Genomic DNA, 19,544 nt, shown 5'->3' with positions numbered 1-19,544 from the left:
AGTATTCATGCGTAGAGTAGTTCTGGGCTTATTGCTTCTTTTAAGTGCTTGTGACATAGGGTGCATCTATCCTGGTGATGGTGTAAATGCAAACTTTACAAACGTCATTGTGCCTGCCTACCTGGAAGGTATGGATCCCTCTAAACCTAGTACATTGTGGGTAGATTCGGGCATCAAAATTGGAGAAGGTGAAGAGGTACCCTTTGGTGTCATTGGTGACATAGATCTATGTGGGAAACTTTTCAATAGAAAGGAATTTGAAATGTGTCCTGAATGGAATTGTCAAGTGATCGAGGTAAGTAATAGATTTTGTGCTAATGGTGCTCCTGGAGGCATACATAATCCATCAAACCTTTTGGACATTAAGAATAAGGAACCTCTATGTGAGCAATCGTCGACAACTTCACAAAGGTATTATGTCGATACTTACCTAGAAGTTTCACCGGGAGACAAGGTGCTCTTTGAGTTGGTACCAGTAGTCAGCGTCGATCTAGTGGATTGCGACAATATACCACTCGGGTTTTCCTGGTATAACGACGAAGATTTTAAGGACGTGAAAGGAAAAAAGATACAACTTGTTTCTGGAGATGATGTGGATCCAGGTACTATATGCAAGGCTGGTGGACAGGTCCTTATACATAGAGGTGCGTATGAGTTACAAATCTTTCTTCCTCCTTCGTTTAAGGGGGAGTTGTTGAATGCATCTCTTGTTGGAAACGGCTATACGCCGAGAAGCAACAGAGTCATAGTTGGAAATAGTAATGCCAAATGGATAGAAGCGGCTGCGGTCGATATGCGGGTCATTGTTCCACATATTTTATCTGATAAAGACTTTTGCGATGTTGGGTTCAAGAGTCAGGTTGACCCTGAAGAAATTCGTGGAGGAAAGAAGGTAAATTGGGAGTACAAGTACAAGGATTCTTGTACTTCGCAAAAAGATAGAGCGAAGCTTAAGAGGTTCGAGACGTACAAGGTAAATAAAATGTGTGGAAATTTCGTTTCGGACGGTACATATAAAGATGGAATCTATAGCATTAGATATGATGATGATTTTGATGCTTTAAATCCTTGCTTCCGTGCACGCAGAAGGAACGAATCAGACTTGGAAAAAGCATGGGCCGATCTACTTGTTGCTAAAATAGGTAAAGCTGCTGTTAAAGATAAGTCGTCACTACTGCAAAGTGAAGATGAAGCTCAGTTGTGTATTTATAACATCGGTACGAAAGAAACATCTCTCTACAGTGGTAGGGTAAAACAATGCATGAATATTGATGAGTACGGTGGAGCTATACCATCGTTAGAGTTGAATACGTGGTTTACCATTCCGCGCAGTATAAGTGGTGGAAGTCCGCTACTCCTTGGGATTGCAGGTAAGGAAAGTTCTTCAAAAAATGACATATACTCGGGTTACCGTGTAAGAGTTCGAAAAAGTTGCTCGTATCAAAACGGGGAGAGGCTTTATGTTTATATTGGTGATGGTCCTCCAAGTATTGCACCCGGTGATCCGAGTCCAAATGCACATGAACTTCGCTTCAGTATTGATGCTCCTAAAAGGGCAGTCGTTAATCCGCAAAACATAGATCCAAGTACTTACAGCCTTTCTTTCAACGGGAGTGGAAAGGTCTATTTTGGTATAGCAGGGGCAATTGATAGTAGTTTGGTGAAAGCGGTCAAAACCGGGAAATACCTTCCTAGTGAGGATAATAAATATACAGTCAGTATAGTGCAAGAACGGTGGTATCCAAACTTTTCCGGTCCTTTTAACACGATCTATCACGCGATCGTAAAACTTTTTTATGGGAAGGGTGAAAAAAATCCATATGGTAAACCTGAAGCGACAGGAGTGATAGTACAAATTTACAATGCAATTGTCGGGAGAATTGCACCTGCTGTCCAAGCCTTGATAGTGCTTTATCTAGTCACTTATGGGTTGTCATTTCTACTTGGGATAATCAGAGATCCAAGGTCGGATGTTATTCTGCGAGTGACGAAGATAGCATTCATTTTGCTCTTAGTGAGCGATTACAGCTGGAAGTTCTTTGGCGAAACAATTTTTGATCTGTTTGTTAACTCTTCTAATGAGCTCATCTACTATTTCACTGGCAGCCTGAGTGGGAAATATTCTCCAGACAGCACCTTTGAATTCCTGGATAGAACCGTTGGTGTGATAATAACAAACCAGTTTTGGTTAAGGATGCTGGCCCTTTTTCTTTCAGGTCCTGCCGGTTGGTTTATCATGTCAATCATATTGTGGGGTATATTTCTCTTTTTCAGTTGCATCATCGAGGCAATGGTGATCTATCTCATGATATTGATTGCGACAGGTTTACTATTTTTGTTGGCACCTGTCTTTATCGCTTTTTTGATTTTCCAAAGGACGAAACCTTTATTTGAGGGTTGGCTCAAGATGTTAATTTCTTTTGCTCTGCGCCCAATTTTTATTTTTGGAACCCTCGCATTATTAAACGCAGTAATGATGGCGACGCTATACGAAGTAAATAATTTTGGTGTCTGCCCTAGTTGTATTGTTTCCACAGATATATTTGGAAGTGATTTGTGCATTATTAGTTCGCTTGTACCTATAGGATTTGATGCTGGAATGGGTGGTATGGACCGTTTTCTCATTCCAGGTACTGCGAAATCTGGCTTCTTAGGTCTTCCTGTGTCATTGGTTTCAGTGGTTGTTTTTCTTTTGGTGGCTCACTCTATGAAGAGCTTCCTGAAAATAACGGATTCCATGGTGGATATGATTACAGGTACCATGATGGGCTATACTGGTGTTACAGGCGGTGGTAGTCCGTCTGATGCAGGTCATGCTGCATATCAAGCTATGTTATCCGTTGCCGGTTTGGATGATGCAACTCAGTCCGAAATAGGACAAGCAATTAGAGCAAATCCTCGTAGCCGCCGCAGTATTACGTTGGAAGTTGCTGAAGATGCTAAAAAAGTGCCTTCAAGTAAAGACGACCCACTGAAGAAAGCTGAGCGTATTCCTTTAGATGGTTCTTCCAAAGATTCGAATATGAAGTCGGTATCTTCGAACAATGAAGGATCGTCCAATGTTCCCATTAAGGGTGATGGAGTGCAGGCCGATACAAGAGGCAGTCACGGCGTCGATGGTCTTGCAGGTGCTCCTGGAGAAGGAACTTATAGCCTAGCAGGTGCTCCTGGAGGAGAGAGCGGAGAAGGAAGCGTAGCTAATCCTATATACCAAGGCGGTCCTTCTGATGGAGAGCATATTCATGCTGAGAGAGGTGGTGTGCGTCCTCAGGATCCTTATAGTCTTGCAAGTGGAGAAGGAACTTATAGCCTAGCAGGTGCTCCTGGAGGAGAGAGCGGAGAAGGAAGCGTAGCTAATCCTATATACCAAGGCGGTCCTTCTGATGAAGAGGATATTTATGCTGAAATAGATGATGTGCGTCCTCAGGGTCCTTATAGCCTAGCAAGTGGAGAAGGAACTTATAGCCTAGCAGGTGCTCCTGGAGGAGAGAGCGGAGAAGGAAGCGTAGCTAATCCTATATACCAAGGCGGTCCTTCTGATGAAGAGGATATTTATGCTGAAATAGATGATGTGCGTCCTCAGGATCCTTATAGCCTAGCAGGTGCTCCTGGAGGAGAGACCAGAGGAGATAGTTCACAAGGTTTGTCAACAGGGGAGAGCAAAAACTCTCATGAAGAGGCTGATGAATCAGGTGATGGAATTCATACCCAGGGTCAGGTAGGTGACGATGAAAAAGATTAGGGTAGTGGAAGTGAGTAGTGCTATAGCGCGATATTGTCCGAATGCTTTAAAGCGTGTTTTTATACTCATACTTGGGCTGTTTTTACTATCTGGCTGTGAGAAATGTGAAAATGCGTGTCCAAGATGTATAGCGGCAGACGATTTTGGTATACCTAAGTCAAGCGCTTCCGCGTTAATTGAGCGTGCTAGCATACTTCTCAAGTCCGATGCAGAAATGCTTGGTTTAGAGAGCAATACTGCAGGCAAGCAGATAATGCGCTGGGAGGATTCCGGTTATGTTACTTCAGGTGAGCCAATCACTTTGAATGTGGAGGGACGGTGGCTATTCATACCTGTACGTAGTGCACTCAACTTTTCTAAAGATGAAATGCAAAAGGTGTTCCGTTGTGGGGATATTGACTACGAGGCTCTAAAAGGAGCAAGTGAGGAATTTAGGAGAAATTTTCCACACCAATCCTGCACCTACTTACCGACACAAATGACGGATATTACAACAGGCTGCTTAATCAATGGTGTAAAAATAGATCCTAAATTTTCCCAGTCTGGATGCATATTAGAAAAGGGGTATGGATTGTATTTACTTTTTCACCGCCCTGGTGATCCGAATCCTAATGCTACTTTTGCATCTATTGCAACCCCATCCTCTCCGACGATGCATGTTGCATATAGTGGGGATGATATTCGTATAGAGTCGATCTTTACAAGCGATTGCACGCATTTGAAGCTGAAGCCCGGTTGGAGAATCTATTACAAACTTATGGATGTCTTCTATCAGAATAACATAGGTGGTTATTCTCTAGAATTTCGTACAGGAGTTGTTGACCCAAAAAATACTGCGAAGTTTTTTGAGGGTGTGCGTTCCACGCTACAAAAGCTTCTTACCGGACAGAATGAGGTAATATACAAAGCTATTACATCCAATAACGACTATGTTTCGTTAGTCAAGGCGCTAATAGTTCTGATGATTGTTCTCACGGGTCTTAGGTTTCTTATGGGAATGTCTGATAGTCCGCCAAGTGAGTTACTGATAAAAGTTTTAAAAATGGCAGTTATTCTTCAGCTAATTTCTCCAAGTAGCTGGGATTTCTTCTACAACAATTTGTTCCGTCTGTTTATAGATGGACTAAACGAAGTCATAGCAGTAGTGAATTCTCATACTGGTGCTGGTTACCAGCCGGATCAACCTTTTGCCTTTCTTGATGACACCGTGAATCTTTTGTTCAAAATGCTTGTTTCGACAAAAGTTAAGGCGATCCTACTTGCGTATCCATTGGGAGTTTTTTGGTGGTTAATCCTTTTCTTTATACTGGTAATCTACGTTGTACTTGTCGCATATGCGTTTGTTGTTTATCTAACCGCCCTTGTTGGAATATCGGTGCTAATTGTCTTAATGCCGATCTTGTTTTTAGGGATGCTATTTGGGCAGCTTAAACATACTTTCGATAACTGGTTTACCCAGGCACTGAGTTTCTGTTTCCAAGCGATAATGATCTTCACTGTAGTTTCGCTGTTTTCAGCGATGATAAAGGACCAATTTTATAGAAACACGGGTTACACAGTCTGTTGCAACAAGTTCTGGATTTTTCCATTTAATGTTTCTGTTTATGCTTGGACGCCCGGGCAGAGATTTCTACCGCTCACTATGGATCATATGTGGGACAGTAAACGCGTTGAGTTTACTGGTGGTGCAAAAGTGATTGATATACCACCTCATTACGAGAAAAAAGGTTGTAGATTTGTTGATTATCCATTCTATGATCCACAAATTAGCGATGTTAATTGTGGAGTCGCGGGTTTTGCGGGAAAAGGAGGGGATTGGGAGCGGATAGAGCAGATAAGAGAATCTGATTCTGGACTGCTTGATATGGCTGAGGTATTTGTGTTGTTGCTCCTTTCAGTGATTATGTTCCATATGAGGGATCTTTGTCAGTCTATAGGAGCATCGCTTGTTGGTGCATCACCGTTCCAAGCTGTGATAGGTGGTGCTTATGCTGCTCAGGATGGCATAGGGGGACTCTACAGAGCTGGGAAAATGATGGTAGGTGCCCTTGCCGACAAACTTCCTGTACTTAGTAGAGTACGCAGCGGCATAAATGATATTGCCTCTCTTAGAGGTTATATTGGCGAGAAGGTTGCAGCCAAATTAAACGAGACAAACTTAGGTGAGACAACAATGAAAGTACTCTCCACTGTTGGTGATGTTTCTAGCGGTGTTATTAAGGGCACAAGTTATCTCTTAGGTGTGAATTCGGAACTCAGTGACCACTATTATGAGAAAAAAGCCTTTAGGCAAATTCACTATACACAGGCTCTTATGGGGTACCACCTTGTATCTATTGTGGGTACTAGAGATTTAAGTGATTCACCAGGAATAAGAATGCTTTTTGGTGGTCTTAAACATATGTCGGATAAATATTTTGTTGGAGAAAAGGAGGAAAGTCTTTTTGGTGGTTTACGTAAACTCTACGTCTGTGAACGGGAAAAAATCCATGATTACTATCTTGGCATTCAACGTGAGAAACTACCGGAATATACGAGTGATACTAAAGAGCACAAAGACTTAGATGCTCATTTCTCCGCTTCTGCTGAGGGTGGTCCTTCGATGAATGAGAGTTCAGAAGCTAGTGAGAATCTGCCACGTCATCCTAATTCATTACCTCCTTCATATAGCGAGATCGAATTCGAAAACACGGCTTCTGATATTTCGTTGGAGACCCCTGGGTCTGTCAGTACTGGTGAAGCATCTCCAGAATTAACATCTCGCACCATTGTCGAAGAGACATCTAGTGCTCCAATGGGAGAGGAAAGTAGTACTTCTGACATTTCGAGAGAATTGTCTCAAGATACAAGTGCTAGTGAAGCATCTCTCGAGTCAGCATCACACAGTGATGTGCAGCCAGATACTGCACAGGGTCCAGATAAAGTAGAGACTGCTTCTGCATTTTCTAACACCACTCAAGATACGGCAGGTGTTTTCTCCGTTGTAAAAAATGTTCTAGATAAACAAAGTGCATATGAAGACCCTATGCGTAGTGTTATTCCGGGAGAAGAGGAAGCCAAGAAGTCCAGGAGAAAACGTAAAGGACGGAAATTGCCAGGCCAGGTTACCGAAACTGAGGAAGAGACCAGTGACTAGTACCTAATAGCTCTACTTAGAAAGGTGCTTATTAAAAGTCTTCCTTGTGCATTCTTGTTGGAGTTTAGGGTGCGCAAAAGGGTGGCAGCTTAGAAGACGCTTGAGAGAGAAGAACATAGCTTTTGGCAAGGGATGTGTTTTCAACATTTCCAATGCATACTCTGAACAAGTATGCTCGTATATGCAGCATCGTGGTTTTGACGGTGATATTGCATATCTGTAGAAAGTAATGGCAAATACCGCTAGAGTAGTGAAAGGACCCCTGCGGTTTCGGAGACACGACAGAACGTAGCAAAAAACAAATACAAAAACGAAAAGCATCATAGCGAGCGTGAACGATTTGCTCTTTCTAGACAAGACAAAACGTCCCTCCTTATTGCTGAAAAATCGGAAAACACAGACGCGGGCGAGGGGATAAATATATAAGCACGGTTCAGCAGCTTTTTCATGGAAACAAGAAAAGGAAGCAATGCACGCAGTCTCCTACGAACCTTATTCCGTTTAACCGCAGAACCAACCTTTTTCGTCACTATAAACCCTACCATAGGCTCCACAGTTACCTCGCGCGATATAAGGAGCAAAACACTTCCAGAACGGCAGCCGAAACTGTGACATTGATAGTACCGAAACGCCCTGCCAGAAAGAGTTCTAACCCCTCTTAAGCGCACAAGACGTGCCTACCTTTTCTTCTCCTATTGTTGATTATAGCTCTGCCACTTTTGCTTGCCATGCGGGCTCTAAATCCATGCCGTCTTTTACGTACTATTTTACTTGGTTGATAAGTCCTTTTCATTTCTAGCTCCAACAGCAGGAACACAACAGCGTAGATTCTACTATGGATTCATGGATGGTTTCAACGCCTTCATTAATCCAACTAAAACTACTTATCCGTTTTTTATCAGATTTAGTTTTGAAAGCTTGCTCATCTTTAAGTGTTTGTATGGACGAACTTTTTCATTGCATAGTTTTATGTGATCATTGCCGTATTGGGGTTGTTAAAGAGTGTGATTGCAATGTCTTATAGAACATGGCTTGCTGTCTGTATAATTCTGATCTTGTCTATGGTGTCAATTGGTGGTTTCACGCGATTAACTGAGTCTGGATTATCGATTACTGAATGGAAGCCAGTAACTGGAGTGATTCCCCCACTTAGCAAGAGTGCATGGCAAAAAGAGTTCGATAAGTACAAAAATACTCCCGAGTATAGAGTACGTCACTTTTCGATTTCTTATGCCGAGTTTCAGTTCATTTACTTGGTAGAATATTTTCATCGGCTTGTTGGGAGAGTACTGGGATTAGTTTTCGTGACAGGTTTGGTTTATTTCTTTGTTGTGGGTAACCTATGTAGGGGGTCCCAATTGAGGCTGGGCCTTGTTTTAATCTTGGGACTGGTGCAAGGGTTTGTTGGTTGGTACATGGTCAAAAGTGGTTTATTGGATGTGCCAGCCGTTAGCCATTATAGACTTGCTTTGCATCTTTTTTGTGCATCTTTACTTTTCGTAGTGTTGGTCTACGAATTCCTGTTGCCGACAGTAGTTAAAGGAGCAATCTTCGAGTGGAAGCTAGTTGGATACTCACTTATGTTTCTCTTGAGTATGCAGATTGTATTTGGAGGCCTTGTAGCTGGGCTGAAAGCTGGTCTTGTATGCAATACATTTCCTCTAATGAATGGAGAATTTTTTCCTGCTGAGATATTTAATGAAGTAAGTTTAAAGTGGTTCGATGATCCGGTTTTTGTGCAGTTTTTGCACAGAATGAATGGTTTCTTGTTGACCTTGGTGTGTCTTATATATCTTATAATTTCATTCTTTCGTGATCGGACCTTTCGCGCTAGGGTTTTTCTGATAGCATCGATGGTGTTGCTGCAGATGTTTTTCGGTGTTCTAACGTTACTTTTTCACGTGCCAATTGATATTGCATTGTTGCATCAAATAATGGCTTTCATCCTGCTTGGTATTTGTGTGTCTTTTTTAAGGGTGCAGCACGCATAAATCCTGTACTCCCAGAAGCTATCCTCCAAGTGCTGTTGAATCTCAGCTACCTGGGACTCCCTCCCTGGACGCTTTCGTAGCGATTAAAATCATTACGATACCTATTCCTATCATTGGTAAAGAGAGAACCTGTCCCATAGTAATAAAATGAAAAAAATAACCAATTTGAGGATCTGGTTCTCTAAAATTCTCTAGAACTATTCTTGTTGAGCCATATAGCGTGAGCCAGATTCCGGATAGCATTCCAGGGTATTTCAAGATAGGTGTCTTAAAAAAGAGTAGTTGTGTAGCTAGGAAAAGGAGAAACCCTTCAAAGAATCCCTCATAGATTTGTACTGGGTGTCTAGGGAGGCCATCACCATTTGGGAAAATGACACCCCAACTATGGGTAGTTGGTCTACCATATAGTTCGGCATTTACGAAGTTCCCAAGCCTTCCAAGAAAAATGCCTAAACTTGCAGTGGAAGTGATTAAATCTGTAAGGTAGAAAAATTTGTACGAGTGCTGACACGAGAAAAGAAACAGCACTAGCATTAGTCCGAGGAGACCCCCGTGAAACGACATACCTCCACGCCACAGCATCAGTATTTCAAGTGGGTTTGCGATGTAATAGGTCGAATTATAAAAAATGACATAGCCAAGCCTACCACCAAAGATTATTCCCAGTGTGGCGTAATAGAAAAGACTATCTAGCTCCTTGTGCGTGAGATTCGCGTGCTTCGAAATGAAAAGATAACTGTAAATGATACCAAAAACATATGCGAAAGCGTACCATCTCACCGTAATAGGGCCAAAAGAAAAGGCAACCGGGTCAAGGTATGGTAAAACTATGGCGCAAGTCACCGGCTGAGTTGAATCATCACAGAACGAAGTTAGTAAGCTCAAATAGGTGAGAAATCAAGTATAGGTGGTGATTCCGCATTATCACGTACACATATAAGAGGTCTATACCGCAGGTTTGGTATGCTCGAGCAATCGCTTTAGATAGCGAGCTAATAAATCGCTTTCTACATTTACTTCATCACCAACTTTGTTGCTGTGAAAAATAGTGTGACTCCAGGTATATGGGATGATGTTGACACTAAATTCGTTTTCGAATACCCCGTTAACCGTGAGGGAGGTACCGTCGATACAGACGCTACCCTTATACGTTATAAATGGTGAAATTCCTTCCGTAAGGGCAAACGTGAAGACGTGTGATTCACCAACTTTTTCTATGGCGGTAATCGTAGTAGTTTCGTCAACATGACCTTGTACGAAATGTCCGTCGAGTGTATCGCCAATCCTAAGGGAAGCTTCCAAGTTTACCTTTGCACCTTTCTTGAGTGCATGAAAGTTGGTTCTGCTAAATGTTTCTTGAGAAATGTAGAATTCTAGTTCTGTATTGGTGATAGAAGTTACTGTGAGACAAACGCCATTACATGCTACCGAGGAACCGAGTTCCACATTCTGTGCTAATGCTTTCGCATCAACTGCAAGGGAAATTTGTTTATCCATCACAGTTAACTCTGTTACTAAACCTAGTGCTTGCACTATTCCCTTAAACATAACTTTGCTGCTTAAAACACCAGCTACAGGCAACATTTTCATTCTGAGTGCACAATGGAAGTTTGTCTACACTATATTCTGATTACGAAGGAGAGGTGAATTAAAAGCAGTCTAAATCATATATCACATCTTGCTTCTTACGTTTCTGAGAATAGTATGGATTCGAATCAAAGGTTTATTCCGCAAATGAAGGACTAACTTGAAGGTCATGTCCGGTAGTCAAAGTAAAAATAAACTTTCCCTAAGTCGTTAAGTAGATTGCTTTATGCTATAATCTTGATACCTTTTGGGGTCTTTGGGTGTTGGGTTGACAATGAGGGAAAGACGAAAAATTTACGAAGGAAAAGCTAAGATACTGTTTAGTTTTCCTGACAATCCTAACCTTGTAACGCAGCATTTTAAGGATGATGTTACAGCTTATAATAATCAGAAACATTCTGTTATTCCAGGTAAGGGAGTAATCAATAACTATATATCAGCCTTCTTCATGCAAAACCTGCAGAATGTCGGAATTAAAACACATTTTGTAAAGGTACTGAACATGAGAGAACAGCTTGTCAAAAAAGCTGAATTAATACCCATTGAACTCGTCGTACGCAATATAGTTGCGGGTGGTCTCGCAAAAAGGCTTGGTTTAGAGGAGGGAATGATCCTTGATGCTCCGCTGATAGAGACATATTACAAAAGTGATTCGCTTGGAGATCCGATGGTCACTGATGATCACATTCTTTCATTTGATTGGCTCAGACAATCTGAGATAGAGGAAATAAAAGTCATGGCGTGGAGGATAAACGATTTCCTAAGTGGCGCTTTGTCCTCTGCCGGTATCACACTTGTAGACCTGAAGCTCGAATTTGGTTTCTATGATGACCAGATTATTTTGATTGATGAAATTAGTCCTGATACTTGTCGTTTTTGGGACACTGGCACAAAAGAAAAAATGGATAAAGATCGCTTCAGAAGAGATTTAGGTGGAGTGAGTAAGTATTACAGAGAAGTTGCCAGGCGTTTGGGTATTCTGAATGGTTCATTCTGAATGCTGTCTCAAGATAGTCAAATTTTACAGTCCGCGTGTGTAGACGGGTGTTATAAGTTTTGTGGATCTGGATTTTCTATTAATAGCTTTTTATTGAATTGCGAGTACTACCATATAATACTTTCAATTCTAGAGTATGATGAGGAACAGTATAGCAACTATTACTGCGTTTGTTCTGTTTTTTTGTGGAGTCAGTTGCTCGTATGCGTCTGTTGTATTGCTGCAGCCTCAAGAGAATGTGTTATCATATACCGAGCGTGTGAGTTTTCGTAAGGTTCAACAAATGGAAAAGAAGAACGCTAATCCGGTAGTACGTCTTGAAATAGGTGCTGGCGCGGAAATGTTGGGTGAGATAGACATTGAACTTGCAGCGGATGTAGTACCTAGAACTGCAGAAAACTTTCTTCAACTCTGTACAGGTGAGAACGGATTTGGCTATAAGGGCTCTGTGTTTCATAGAATAATACCTTCCTTTATGATACAGGGAGGTGACTTCACTCAAGGGAATGGTACTGGTGGTCACTCGATATACAACAATGATGTTTTTCCCGATGAAAACTTTGTCATAAAACATACTGGTCCCGGGAAGGTCTCTATGGCTAATCGGGGTCCAAATACGAATGGATCACAGTTTTTTATTACTACAGTGGAGACGCCTTGGTTGGATGGTAGACACGTTGTTTTCGGACAAGTTGTTAGGGGAATGCCGGTTGTGAGAAAAATAGAAAGCTATGGTTCCAGCAGCGGTAGACCATCGAGGGTTATCAAGATATTGGATTGTTGGCAGGTATCGTAGCTGTCTGATTGGATAGAGAAGAGTAAGATTTGCTAGTAGGCGTTGGTGCAATTTCCTAACTTTTCAAGTTTTTGTAAAGCACTTCGGCTGCGAAATCTATGTTGCTTTTTTCCACAATCAGTGGAGGTAGAATCCTCAGGACCTGTCTTTTTGATGTACGATTTAGCGCTAACCCAGATTTTAAGCATTTCAGCAGCAGATCCCATGTATCTACAGTTTGAGCTATCTCTACTCCCATAAGCAAGCCTCTACCTCTAATATCTATTACCTGGTCTGGGAGGAGTGCTGCGATCTCTCTTAAAGAGCTTGATAGGTATTCTGACATCTTTATCACATTACTCAGCAATTCTTTGTTTAGTAGATCCAGAGTTGCACTGACAGCGGTCATGGCAAGTGCGTTTCCTGAGTAGGTTCCTCCATGAGTACCGAGTGGAAGTACAGAGGCAATATCTTTGTTAACTATACATCCCCCTACAGGAAACCCGTTACCCATTCCCTTTGCGCATGTGAGTAAGTCTGGTTCTATACCGAGATTTTCATGGTGAAAGAGCCGCCCGATTCTCCCGAAGCCTGTTTGTATTTCATCGAAACATAACAGAAATCCAAATTTCTTCCTTAGTATCTGCAAATTTTCCAGGTAATCATTTGTTATTTCATAGACTCCACCTTCGGACTGTATAAGTTCGAGTATGACTGCCGCTGTATTATGATTCACCTTTGCTTTCAGTTCATCTACGTTATTTGCTTCTATCTGTGTAAATCCCTTTAATAAAGGTGCAAACCCGCGGCGCGCTTCTTCCGTGCCACCAGCTGAAATACCAGTAGCGCTCCTTCCGTGAAAGCCATTTTTCAGTGTCAGTATTTCGGTTTTAGCTGTGTCACCGCATTCATAGAAGTACCGTTTTATAAATTTGACTGCTGCTTCTATTGCTTCTAGACCAGACGAGCAAAAGAAAACTTTGTCTCCAAAATTTGTTGAATTAATTAGTTTTGTGGCAGTTTGTTCTTGGATTTCACTCGAAAAAATATTCGAACAGTGCCACAACTTATGGATTTGCTCACTGATTTTTTTGTTTATGTACTCATTGCAATGCCCAAAGTTGACGGTCGCAATACCACTTGTGAAGTCGCAATACTGTTTCCCATTGGAGTCGAAAAGATATATCCCTTCGGCTCGTACTATCTTTACCGGAAATTTCCTTGAAAATCCTAGGACTGCAGACATAGACTCAATAGATCAGATCGTCTTTTCAAATAACTTCGAGAGAGCTTTCCAATCGCGTTCGCCCAATCTCTCCTCAAATGTAAGCATATCCTGCCTTGCCTTTCTACATACATCCGATCCTGGAAGTATGTATTTCTGTCTTGTGGAAAGAATTGCAACTTGGGTTCTACAAGCTTGTTCTAGAAATCTGGTATAGAAAAGAGCCTCTTGCAGGTCACTACCGCACGTTAGCAAACCATGTGAACGCATTAGCATTGCTTTGTAAGAACCTAGGCTATTCACTAGATCCGCTCCTTGAGTCGCTTTATCCAAAGCAAGAGAGTCATAGTTGTAATAGGAGATGTTCTCAAAAAAGGGCATCGCAAATTGGGAAAGTGGTAAGAGTCCACACTCCATAACAGAGACCGCAATACTTGCCTGTGTGTGCAGATGGTATACAGCGTTCACATCACTACGGCTGCTATATACGGAGCCGTGTATCGTGTAAGCTGTTTTATTGTATATGACCTCTTCTCCCTCGAGAATTTCGCCGTCCAAGCTGACTTTGATCAAATCATCGAAAGTGACCTGATTAAAAAGAACACCAAACTTTGCTATGTAGAAGAAATCTGCATTTTCTGGGCGGACAGTGATGTGAGTGTAGGTGAGATCATCCATACCAAGATACCCGATAATTCGGTATGCGCACAAAAGGTCTTTCTTGATAGGAAGATCAGACATCGATTAATGAATAAAACCAATGAATAAAACCATGTACGGGCGAACACAGCACAAGCACGCACTTAATTTGTTCATGTCATCACAGTTTCTTGTTTGTCACACCCTGTTTCTAGGAAAAGCGTCCTAAACAAACCTATGAAACCGGGGTTCTCAAAATGGCGGGGATGACGAGACTCGAACTCGCGACCTCCGGCGTGACAGACCGGCACTCTAACCAACTGAGCTACACCCCCAAAAACAACGGGAAGAGTAAGCAGTAACGCACACGTTGTAGCCTTACACACCCCAGTGGTGATAGTATTACACGTGTAGAGAGGGTGTCAATATGGGAGAAGCATTGTCTATTGGGTATATAGGATTGATGGGTAATTTTGTTGAGACGTATGGTGGTATTTTTATTGCCTTAGGGGCGGTATTGGCAATTTTACTTTGTGATGCTTTGATCCGTTTTAAAATTCAATCAAGTTCGGAACAGCATCTTTTTTTCCGCCTTCTTAAAAATATTAGATACCCTCTGCTCATTTCGATGATTGTAGGTGGTCTTTTGCTCTCTCTGAAGAGTAGCACCATTTACGAGAAATTCTGGGCTTTATGCATGACACTAGAAGTTGCACTTATTGGATGTATCGGTTGGGTATTTATTCGAATAATCAAAACTGTTGAGAACCATTACGCACTAAAGGAAGAGAATTATTCTTTTGTGATTAATGTTCTTACAACGGTCACAAAAAGTGCGCTGCTGTTGGTGTTAGGCTTGATGATACTGGACAAACTCAACATCAATATCAGTGGAATTTTGGCTGTTGGTAGTATAGGTGGTGTTGTTCTTGGTTTGGCTTCAAAGGATTTATTTTCAAGTTTTTTTGGATTTGTAACGATTCTTTTGGATCGGCCATTTAAAGTCGGGGATCTCATTTATTCGAGTGACAGGAATATCATGGGGGTAGTTGACAAGATCACTTGGCGTTTTACTCGAGTCATTACACTTGAAAAAAAACCCATGTATATTCCAAATGCGATTTTCTCAACAATCGTTATTCAAAATGAGAGTGAAGTTCTTGCAAGGCGTATCGATGAAGTCCTGAAATTTGAATTTCGTGATAGTGCAATAATTCCGCAATTTACAAAGGAAGTGGCTTCGTTTCTTGAGAACAATGAACTGCTCAATCAACAATTTAAGGCAACTTTTAATGTGAGTAAGATAGGAAGTGCAGTGGTTGCAATTAGGTTGATCGCGTACACAAAAGCAAGGGTTTGGACGGAGTTCTCCTCAACTCGACAGGAAATCCTTCTTGCGATCTTTGAAACCGCAAGAAGAATGGACCTCAAACCCATGTATCCGGAAACAGAGATATGCCTGTACGACAGCCGTTAATCCGCTCTTTTAGTCTAAGAGCGGATTTTTATTCTTTACGCAAAACCTCCAGAAGAGGGGTAACGCTAGGACCGCAATTGCTAAGCAATACGTGATAACTGAAAGCCCTGCTATAATTCTGTCGGGATCTGCTACGCTACTTCCAATCACAATGCTTATTGTTGAGTGAAAGAAATACCCAAAAGCCATCATTATCATATTGGCACATGCTGCAGCAGTTCCTGCACAGTTTTTTGGTACCATGCAAGAAGCAAGGTGTATTATTAATGTTTGGTAGCAGCAAGCTACACCCACTACGAACAGCACAGCGGATACCAAGTTGAGTGATAATTGGGCGTAGAACAACAACTGGAAACCTAATAGCATCACACATCCGCAGAAGGTGAGGATCGAATAATAGTTGTTGAAACGTGCAACTATCAGCCCTATGATTGGTGACCCCACTGCTATCCCTAGCAGTATTAACGATGGCAGAAAGGCTGCCATTGAAGGCGTAATGCTAGGATAAACGACGGCAAAGAACTTGGTGGCCCAATTGTCGGCGAAGCCTTCCACAGGACCTATCATCAACCCACCTATCAATGAAATAACCAACCACTTCTTGAACGAAAAAAGCTCTGACAATGCCTTTGTGGCTGTATTCTCACTGCGCTGCTTTTCTCTTGCAGGAATAAAGATGTACGCAGAAACTGCAATAACGAGGCCCACCATCAAAAGCACGGAAAAGGTGCTATACCACCCAAACGTTTGTATACAGTAATGCAATGGGTGGCCGCCATACATCGCTCCTACTAACGCAATGGATACTGAGCTTCCCAAGACGAAGGAGAAATTTTCTTGCGCAAAAAGATCCCTGACGACTTTTAGTAGGCCTAGTATGCCAATTGAAGACGCTCCGCCTAGAATCAACCTTCCCACAATCAAGAGCTCTATAGACGAAGTATAAACCAGAGGTAACATTCCGATGACCACTAACAAAGCCCCAACAAAAATCACCATCCTAGCACCCACACGGTCCAGGATCATTCCCACTGGTATGTGAAGCAGAGTGTATGCAATATAATAGAGCCCACTCACTTGTCCTAGGGTGGCAGGCGAAATGTCAAACTTCGTCATTATGTCATCAACTATTACATTCGGCAGAACACGAAGTATGTACTGGTACATGAAGAATAAAGTCGCTATCAGCCACGGAAGAATATTTCCCATATGTTTACCTAAAAACGCAAAATCACATATAAAACGACAAAGGTATCTCCCCTACTACAGGAAAGGTAGTTTGCTTTCCGGTGCGCAAAGGCCACCCATTGTCGAAGTCATTGGTAGGCGTTATAATAATACCTCCTGTGGTGAAATATCAAGCGTCGTCTTCGATATTTCTTATCCCCTTTGTTCACTTCATAGTCCTGCACCCATATATATGCTGATTGCTGCCGCAAGCCAAAAGATCATAGGCGAATATCTACGCATGTGCTGACAATAGCCAGAAGCTAAATTACACAAGATAAGCACAATAAGGGCAGGATACAGTAAGCTCAAAATACTTATCAGAAGGGTTGTCAAAGTCTGAAATCCGAACGAAGCAGAAATCATGCTACAAATGACAGTTCCGCAAACAGATAGTTTAAAGTCGATGCCGGCGCGCTCTGTGAGCCATTTTGATACTAATTGTACTAATGCAATCACAGTTGTAAGACAAGCAAAAAAGACGGTAAATGCCACTACCACTGATGACGCTTTACCCACAACCAAACATGTTAGAGAATTGAACAAGTTTGCCTTTGGTATTTCGTTAAGAGCGATGGCATACTTCGCGCCCAGGAAAAGCAGTGCCGCGTATACAATTCCTAAAAGGAAAAAGCCGAATATCGAGGAGAGTAAAGAATAATTTAAAACATCACTTTCTGGTACTTCCTTTTTGAAGTGATCCAGTATGATTTTTGCGAAAAAAATCGCCGCGCAGGCATCCATTGTTTGGTAGCCTTCGAGGGCTGCAAATGTAAACGAAGAAAATCCAGTAAGGGTAGCGTCCGACATTACCTGATTTGATGAGATCCCAGCGATTACTATCACCAGTATTCCCAGTATCAATGCCGGTGTAAGCCACTTACCAACGATCCGCACAACTTCACTTTCACGTAGGACAAGCAGAAACGTCAGTGTGCCGAAAAGAAGGTTAAAATGAATGAAACGAATACTACTGCTCATAATTTTGAGTGCTTCGAAAGAAACTATGATGCATCTAGGGATCCCACCAAGTGGTCCCAACAATAGCAGTATTAAAACTACCAATATCGTACTGACTCTTTTTCCTGCTAAGGCGAAAAATTCATCTGTTTTGCATCCTATCTTGATCATACTTATTAGTCCCAATAGTGGTAAGAAGATCCCTGTAGATGCAAACCCAAGAAATCCATACATGAAGTTACCTTTTGTTTCTAGGCCAACGAATGTTGGGTAGATGAGATTCCCTGCGCCGAAGAAAATCGCGAAAATGGTCAGTGAAGCTATAGCAACCTGTATTGGTTTGGAGACAGGCATAAAAATTGATGATCTTGGTTATATGTAGAGTGGAACGACGGGGTGGAATTCATTTTTGAAATCTTTCTGCTGAAGTGCCAGTAGAGCTAAATCTTCCGCAGAGACCTCACAAATATGTCCGCAACCAGGGATGTTGGTTAGTAAAATGTCTGAACTAATCTTTCCCAAATCTTTTCGGTCTATTCTGACAATTTTCGCATGTTCCTCAAAATTTCTTTTGAGCTCTTTAAGATAACAAAATGAGTCGTTGTACCCACGTAGTACTATTGCAATCGTGTTCCAGTTTTTCATCCTTTCCTTATTGTTCCTCTCGAATTTATCAAGCACAACCGAGAAAGCATTGAGACCTATAAGCTTCTTACTCGAGAAAATTGACAGCCCTTGGAGAGCTGCTATTGCTGCTCTGATGCCAGTGTAGCTTCCTGGTCCCGTATTTACAGCGAATAAGTCAATCTCCTCGAAGGTCTTCCTTTCTAGAGAGAAAAGAAACGGAAAAAAATGCTCGGAAAATCTGCCCTCGATTGCCTTAGAGGAAGTTATCTCACCATCTTCTACGATTGCCACAGAAAAATTAAACTCCCCCGATGAGTCAACGGACATGACATTCATGAGTTGCCTTCCAAATATGCTACACGCGAAAAAATTAGCTTATCTAGGTCGACGCATTATCAGTTTGCCAGCCTAAAAATTGCCACAGAACCAGATTGTCTATTTCATCGCACATTGTGCCAAGTTTTGCAAAATATGTTCCAAAGTGGTAGTATCCTGCTTTGTTAATTGATGGTATCTGCAATGACAGTTATATTACCGGACCTGCCTTACCATAGAGATGCTCTGGAGCCACTCATCTCTGAGAAGACTTTGAGTTTTCATTATGATAAGCATCATTCAGGTTATGTAAATAAGCTAAATGAGCTGTTGGTCAATAACGAACTCAATCACGGGTACGGGTTGGTTGATATCATAAAAAAAAGTTATGGAAGAGAAGGTTGTGAAGGGATTTTCAATAACGCTGCACAAGTTTGGAACCACTCATTCTACTGGAACTCCATGTGCTCTCCATTGCATAAACCTCAACCGGATGATGCTTTTATGGGACAGGTCGTGCGAGATTTTGGTAGTCTCGACGCATTAAAGGAACAGCTTGGTCTTGCTGCTATCGGTCAGTTTGGTAGCGGATGGGCATGGCTAGCTTTCGATAAGTTGAAAGATAAACTGGTGGTTCTCAAAACATCTAACGCTGAAACGCCATTAACTGTGGAGGGTTTGTCTCCATTGCTTGTGATTGATGTATGGGAGCATGCTTATTACCTAGATTATCAGAATCGTAGGCCCGATTATGTAGCGGCATTTCTAGGTCAATTGCTTAATTGGGAGTTTGCTTCCACAAATTATGCTGCATCTGTATAAGCATGCAGCCTCTCTTTTTCTTGA

The 19,544-nt window shown here is 41.8% G+C and carries 17 protein-coding genes and 1 tRNA gene; 7 read left to right on the top strand and 11 right to left on the bottom strand.

The features are described 5' to 3' along the window. Positions 1-7 precede the first annotated feature (7 nt). Both AS219_RS03510 and AS219_RS03505 read left to right on the top strand, forming a co-directional pair. Entirely contained in the window at positions 8-3,742 is a 3,735-nt protein-coding gene (locus AS219_RS03510; protein ID WP_067980138.1) for a type IV secretion system protein, read from the top strand. Further along, positions 3,729-6,878, top strand: coding sequence for a type IV secretion system protein (locus AS219_RS03505; protein ID WP_067980135.1), 3,150 nt, complete (start codon positions 3,729-3,731; stop codon positions 6,876-6,878). Before AS219_RS03510 ends, AS219_RS03505 begins: the two co-directional genes overlap by 14 nt. Before the next feature lie 12 nt (positions 6,879-6,890). On the opposite strand, the gene yidD is transcribed toward AS219_RS03505, so the two are convergent. Genes yidD through rpmH form a run of 3 tightly spaced genes read right to left on the bottom strand, consistent with a single transcriptional unit; the run spans position 6,891 to position 7,671 of the window. Beyond that, on the bottom strand, positions 6,891-7,199 hold the full coding sequence (gene yidD / locus AS219_RS04005; RefSeq protein WP_231861879.1) for a membrane protein insertion efficiency factor YidD: 309 nt from the start codon (positions 7,197-7,199) through the stop codon (positions 6,891-6,893). Next, on the bottom strand, positions 7,199-7,546 hold the full coding sequence (rnpA, locus tag AS219_RS04090) for a ribonuclease P protein component (protein WP_255353755.1): 348 nt from the start codon (positions 7,544-7,546) through the stop codon (positions 7,199-7,201). Before rnpA ends, yidD begins: the two co-directional genes overlap by 1 nt. Continuing rightward, the gene (gene rpmH, locus AS219_RS04000; protein ID WP_011452229.1) at positions 7,537-7,671 is read right to left on the bottom strand and encodes a 50S ribosomal protein L34; all 135 of its coding nucleotides are present in this window, start codon (positions 7,669-7,671) and stop codon (positions 7,537-7,539) included. Before rpmH ends, rnpA begins: the two co-directional genes overlap by 10 nt. Before the next feature lie 178 nt (positions 7,672-7,849). Here rpmH and AS219_RS03495 point away from each other — a divergent pair, with 178 nt between their 5' ends. Next, positions 7,850-8,869, top strand: a complete 1,020-nt coding sequence (locus AS219_RS03495; protein ID WP_231861861.1) for a COX15/CtaA family protein — start codon at positions 7,850-7,852, stop codon at positions 8,867-8,869. Positions 8,870-8,911: 42 nt separating this feature from the next. Here AS219_RS03495 and lgt read toward each other — a convergent pair whose 3' ends face one another. Then, positions 8,912-9,712 (bottom strand): prolipoprotein diacylglyceryl transferase, encoded by an 801-nt coding sequence (gene lgt / locus AS219_RS03490; protein WP_067980130.1) that lies wholly within the window; start codon positions 9,710-9,712, stop codon positions 8,912-8,914. Positions 9,713-9,814: 102 nt separating this feature from the next. Beyond that, positions 9,815-10,417, bottom strand: coding sequence for a riboflavin synthase (locus AS219_RS03485; RefSeq protein WP_067980584.1), 603 nt, complete (start codon positions 10,415-10,417; stop codon positions 9,815-9,817). A gap of 313 nt (positions 10,418-10,730) precedes the next feature. Here AS219_RS03485 and purC point away from each other — a divergent pair, with 313 nt between their 5' ends. Both purC and AS219_RS03475 read left to right on the top strand, forming a co-directional pair. Then, positions 10,731-11,453, top strand: a complete 723-nt coding sequence (gene purC / locus AS219_RS03480) for a phosphoribosylaminoimidazolesuccinocarboxamide synthase (RefSeq protein WP_067980128.1) — start codon at positions 10,731-10,733, stop codon at positions 11,451-11,453. A gap of 136 nt (positions 11,454-11,589) precedes the next feature. Beyond that, entirely contained in the window at positions 11,590-12,249 is a 660-nt protein-coding gene (locus tag AS219_RS03475) for a peptidylprolyl isomerase (RefSeq protein ID WP_067980123.1), read from the top strand. 55 nt (positions 12,250-12,304) lie between these two features. Here AS219_RS03475 and AS219_RS03470 read toward each other — a convergent pair whose 3' ends face one another. The 3 genes from AS219_RS03470 to AS219_RS03460 form a co-directional block, all read right to left on the bottom strand. Beyond that, positions 12,305-13,474 (bottom strand): aspartate aminotransferase family protein, encoded by a 1,170-nt coding sequence (locus AS219_RS03470; RefSeq protein ID WP_067980120.1) that lies wholly within the window; start codon positions 13,472-13,474, stop codon positions 12,305-12,307. Positions 13,475-13,486: 12 nt separating this feature from the next. Next, positions 13,487-14,194 (bottom strand): class II aldolase/adducin family protein, encoded by a 708-nt coding sequence (locus AS219_RS03465; RefSeq protein ID WP_067980118.1) that lies wholly within the window; start codon positions 14,192-14,194, stop codon positions 13,487-13,489. A gap of 156 nt (positions 14,195-14,350) precedes the next feature. Further along, positions 14,351-14,427: transfer RNA gene (locus AS219_RS03460), tRNA-Asp, on the bottom strand. A gap of 92 nt (positions 14,428-14,519) precedes the next feature. On the opposite strand from AS219_RS03460, the gene AS219_RS03455 reads away from it, so the two are divergent. After that, complete coding sequence (locus AS219_RS03455; RefSeq protein ID WP_231861860.1) at positions 14,520-15,569, top strand: mechanosensitive ion channel family protein; 1,050 nt, start codon at positions 14,520-14,522, stop codon at positions 15,567-15,569. A gap of 9 nt (positions 15,570-15,578) precedes the next feature. Here AS219_RS03455 and AS219_RS03450 read toward each other — a convergent pair whose 3' ends face one another. From AS219_RS03450 to AS219_RS03440, 3 genes are all read right to left on the bottom strand, one after another. Next, on the bottom strand, positions 15,579-16,778 hold the full coding sequence (locus AS219_RS03450) for an MFS transporter (protein WP_067980116.1): 1,200 nt from the start codon (positions 16,776-16,778) through the stop codon (positions 15,579-15,581). 189 nt (positions 16,779-16,967) lie between these two features. Beyond that, entirely contained in the window at positions 16,968-18,110 is a 1,143-nt protein-coding gene (locus tag AS219_RS03445) for a branched-chain amino acid transport system II carrier protein (RefSeq protein ID WP_067980114.1), read from the bottom strand. A gap of 18 nt (positions 18,111-18,128) precedes the next feature. Beyond that, positions 18,129-18,710 carry a tRNA threonylcarbamoyladenosine biosynthesis protein TsaB gene (locus AS219_RS03440; RefSeq protein ID WP_231861859.1) on the bottom strand — a complete coding sequence of 194 codons (582 nt, stop codon included), beginning with the start codon at positions 18,708-18,710 and terminating at the stop codon, positions 18,129-18,131. A 192-nt stretch (positions 18,711-18,902) separates the two neighbouring features. Here AS219_RS03440 and AS219_RS03435 point away from each other — a divergent pair, with 192 nt between their 5' ends. Beyond that, positions 18,903-19,520 (top strand): superoxide dismutase, encoded by a 618-nt coding sequence (locus AS219_RS03435; protein ID WP_067980578.1) that lies wholly within the window; start codon positions 18,903-18,905, stop codon positions 19,518-19,520. Positions 19,521-19,544: the final 24 nt, after the last annotated feature.

The sequence above is a fragment of the Neorickettsia sp. 179522 genome (assembly GCF_001593535.1).
GTDB classification, from domain to species: domain Bacteria; phylum Pseudomonadota; class Alphaproteobacteria; order Rickettsiales; family Anaplasmataceae; genus Neorickettsia; species Neorickettsia findlayensis.
This window is presented reverse-complemented; position numbering and strand designations above follow the sequence as displayed.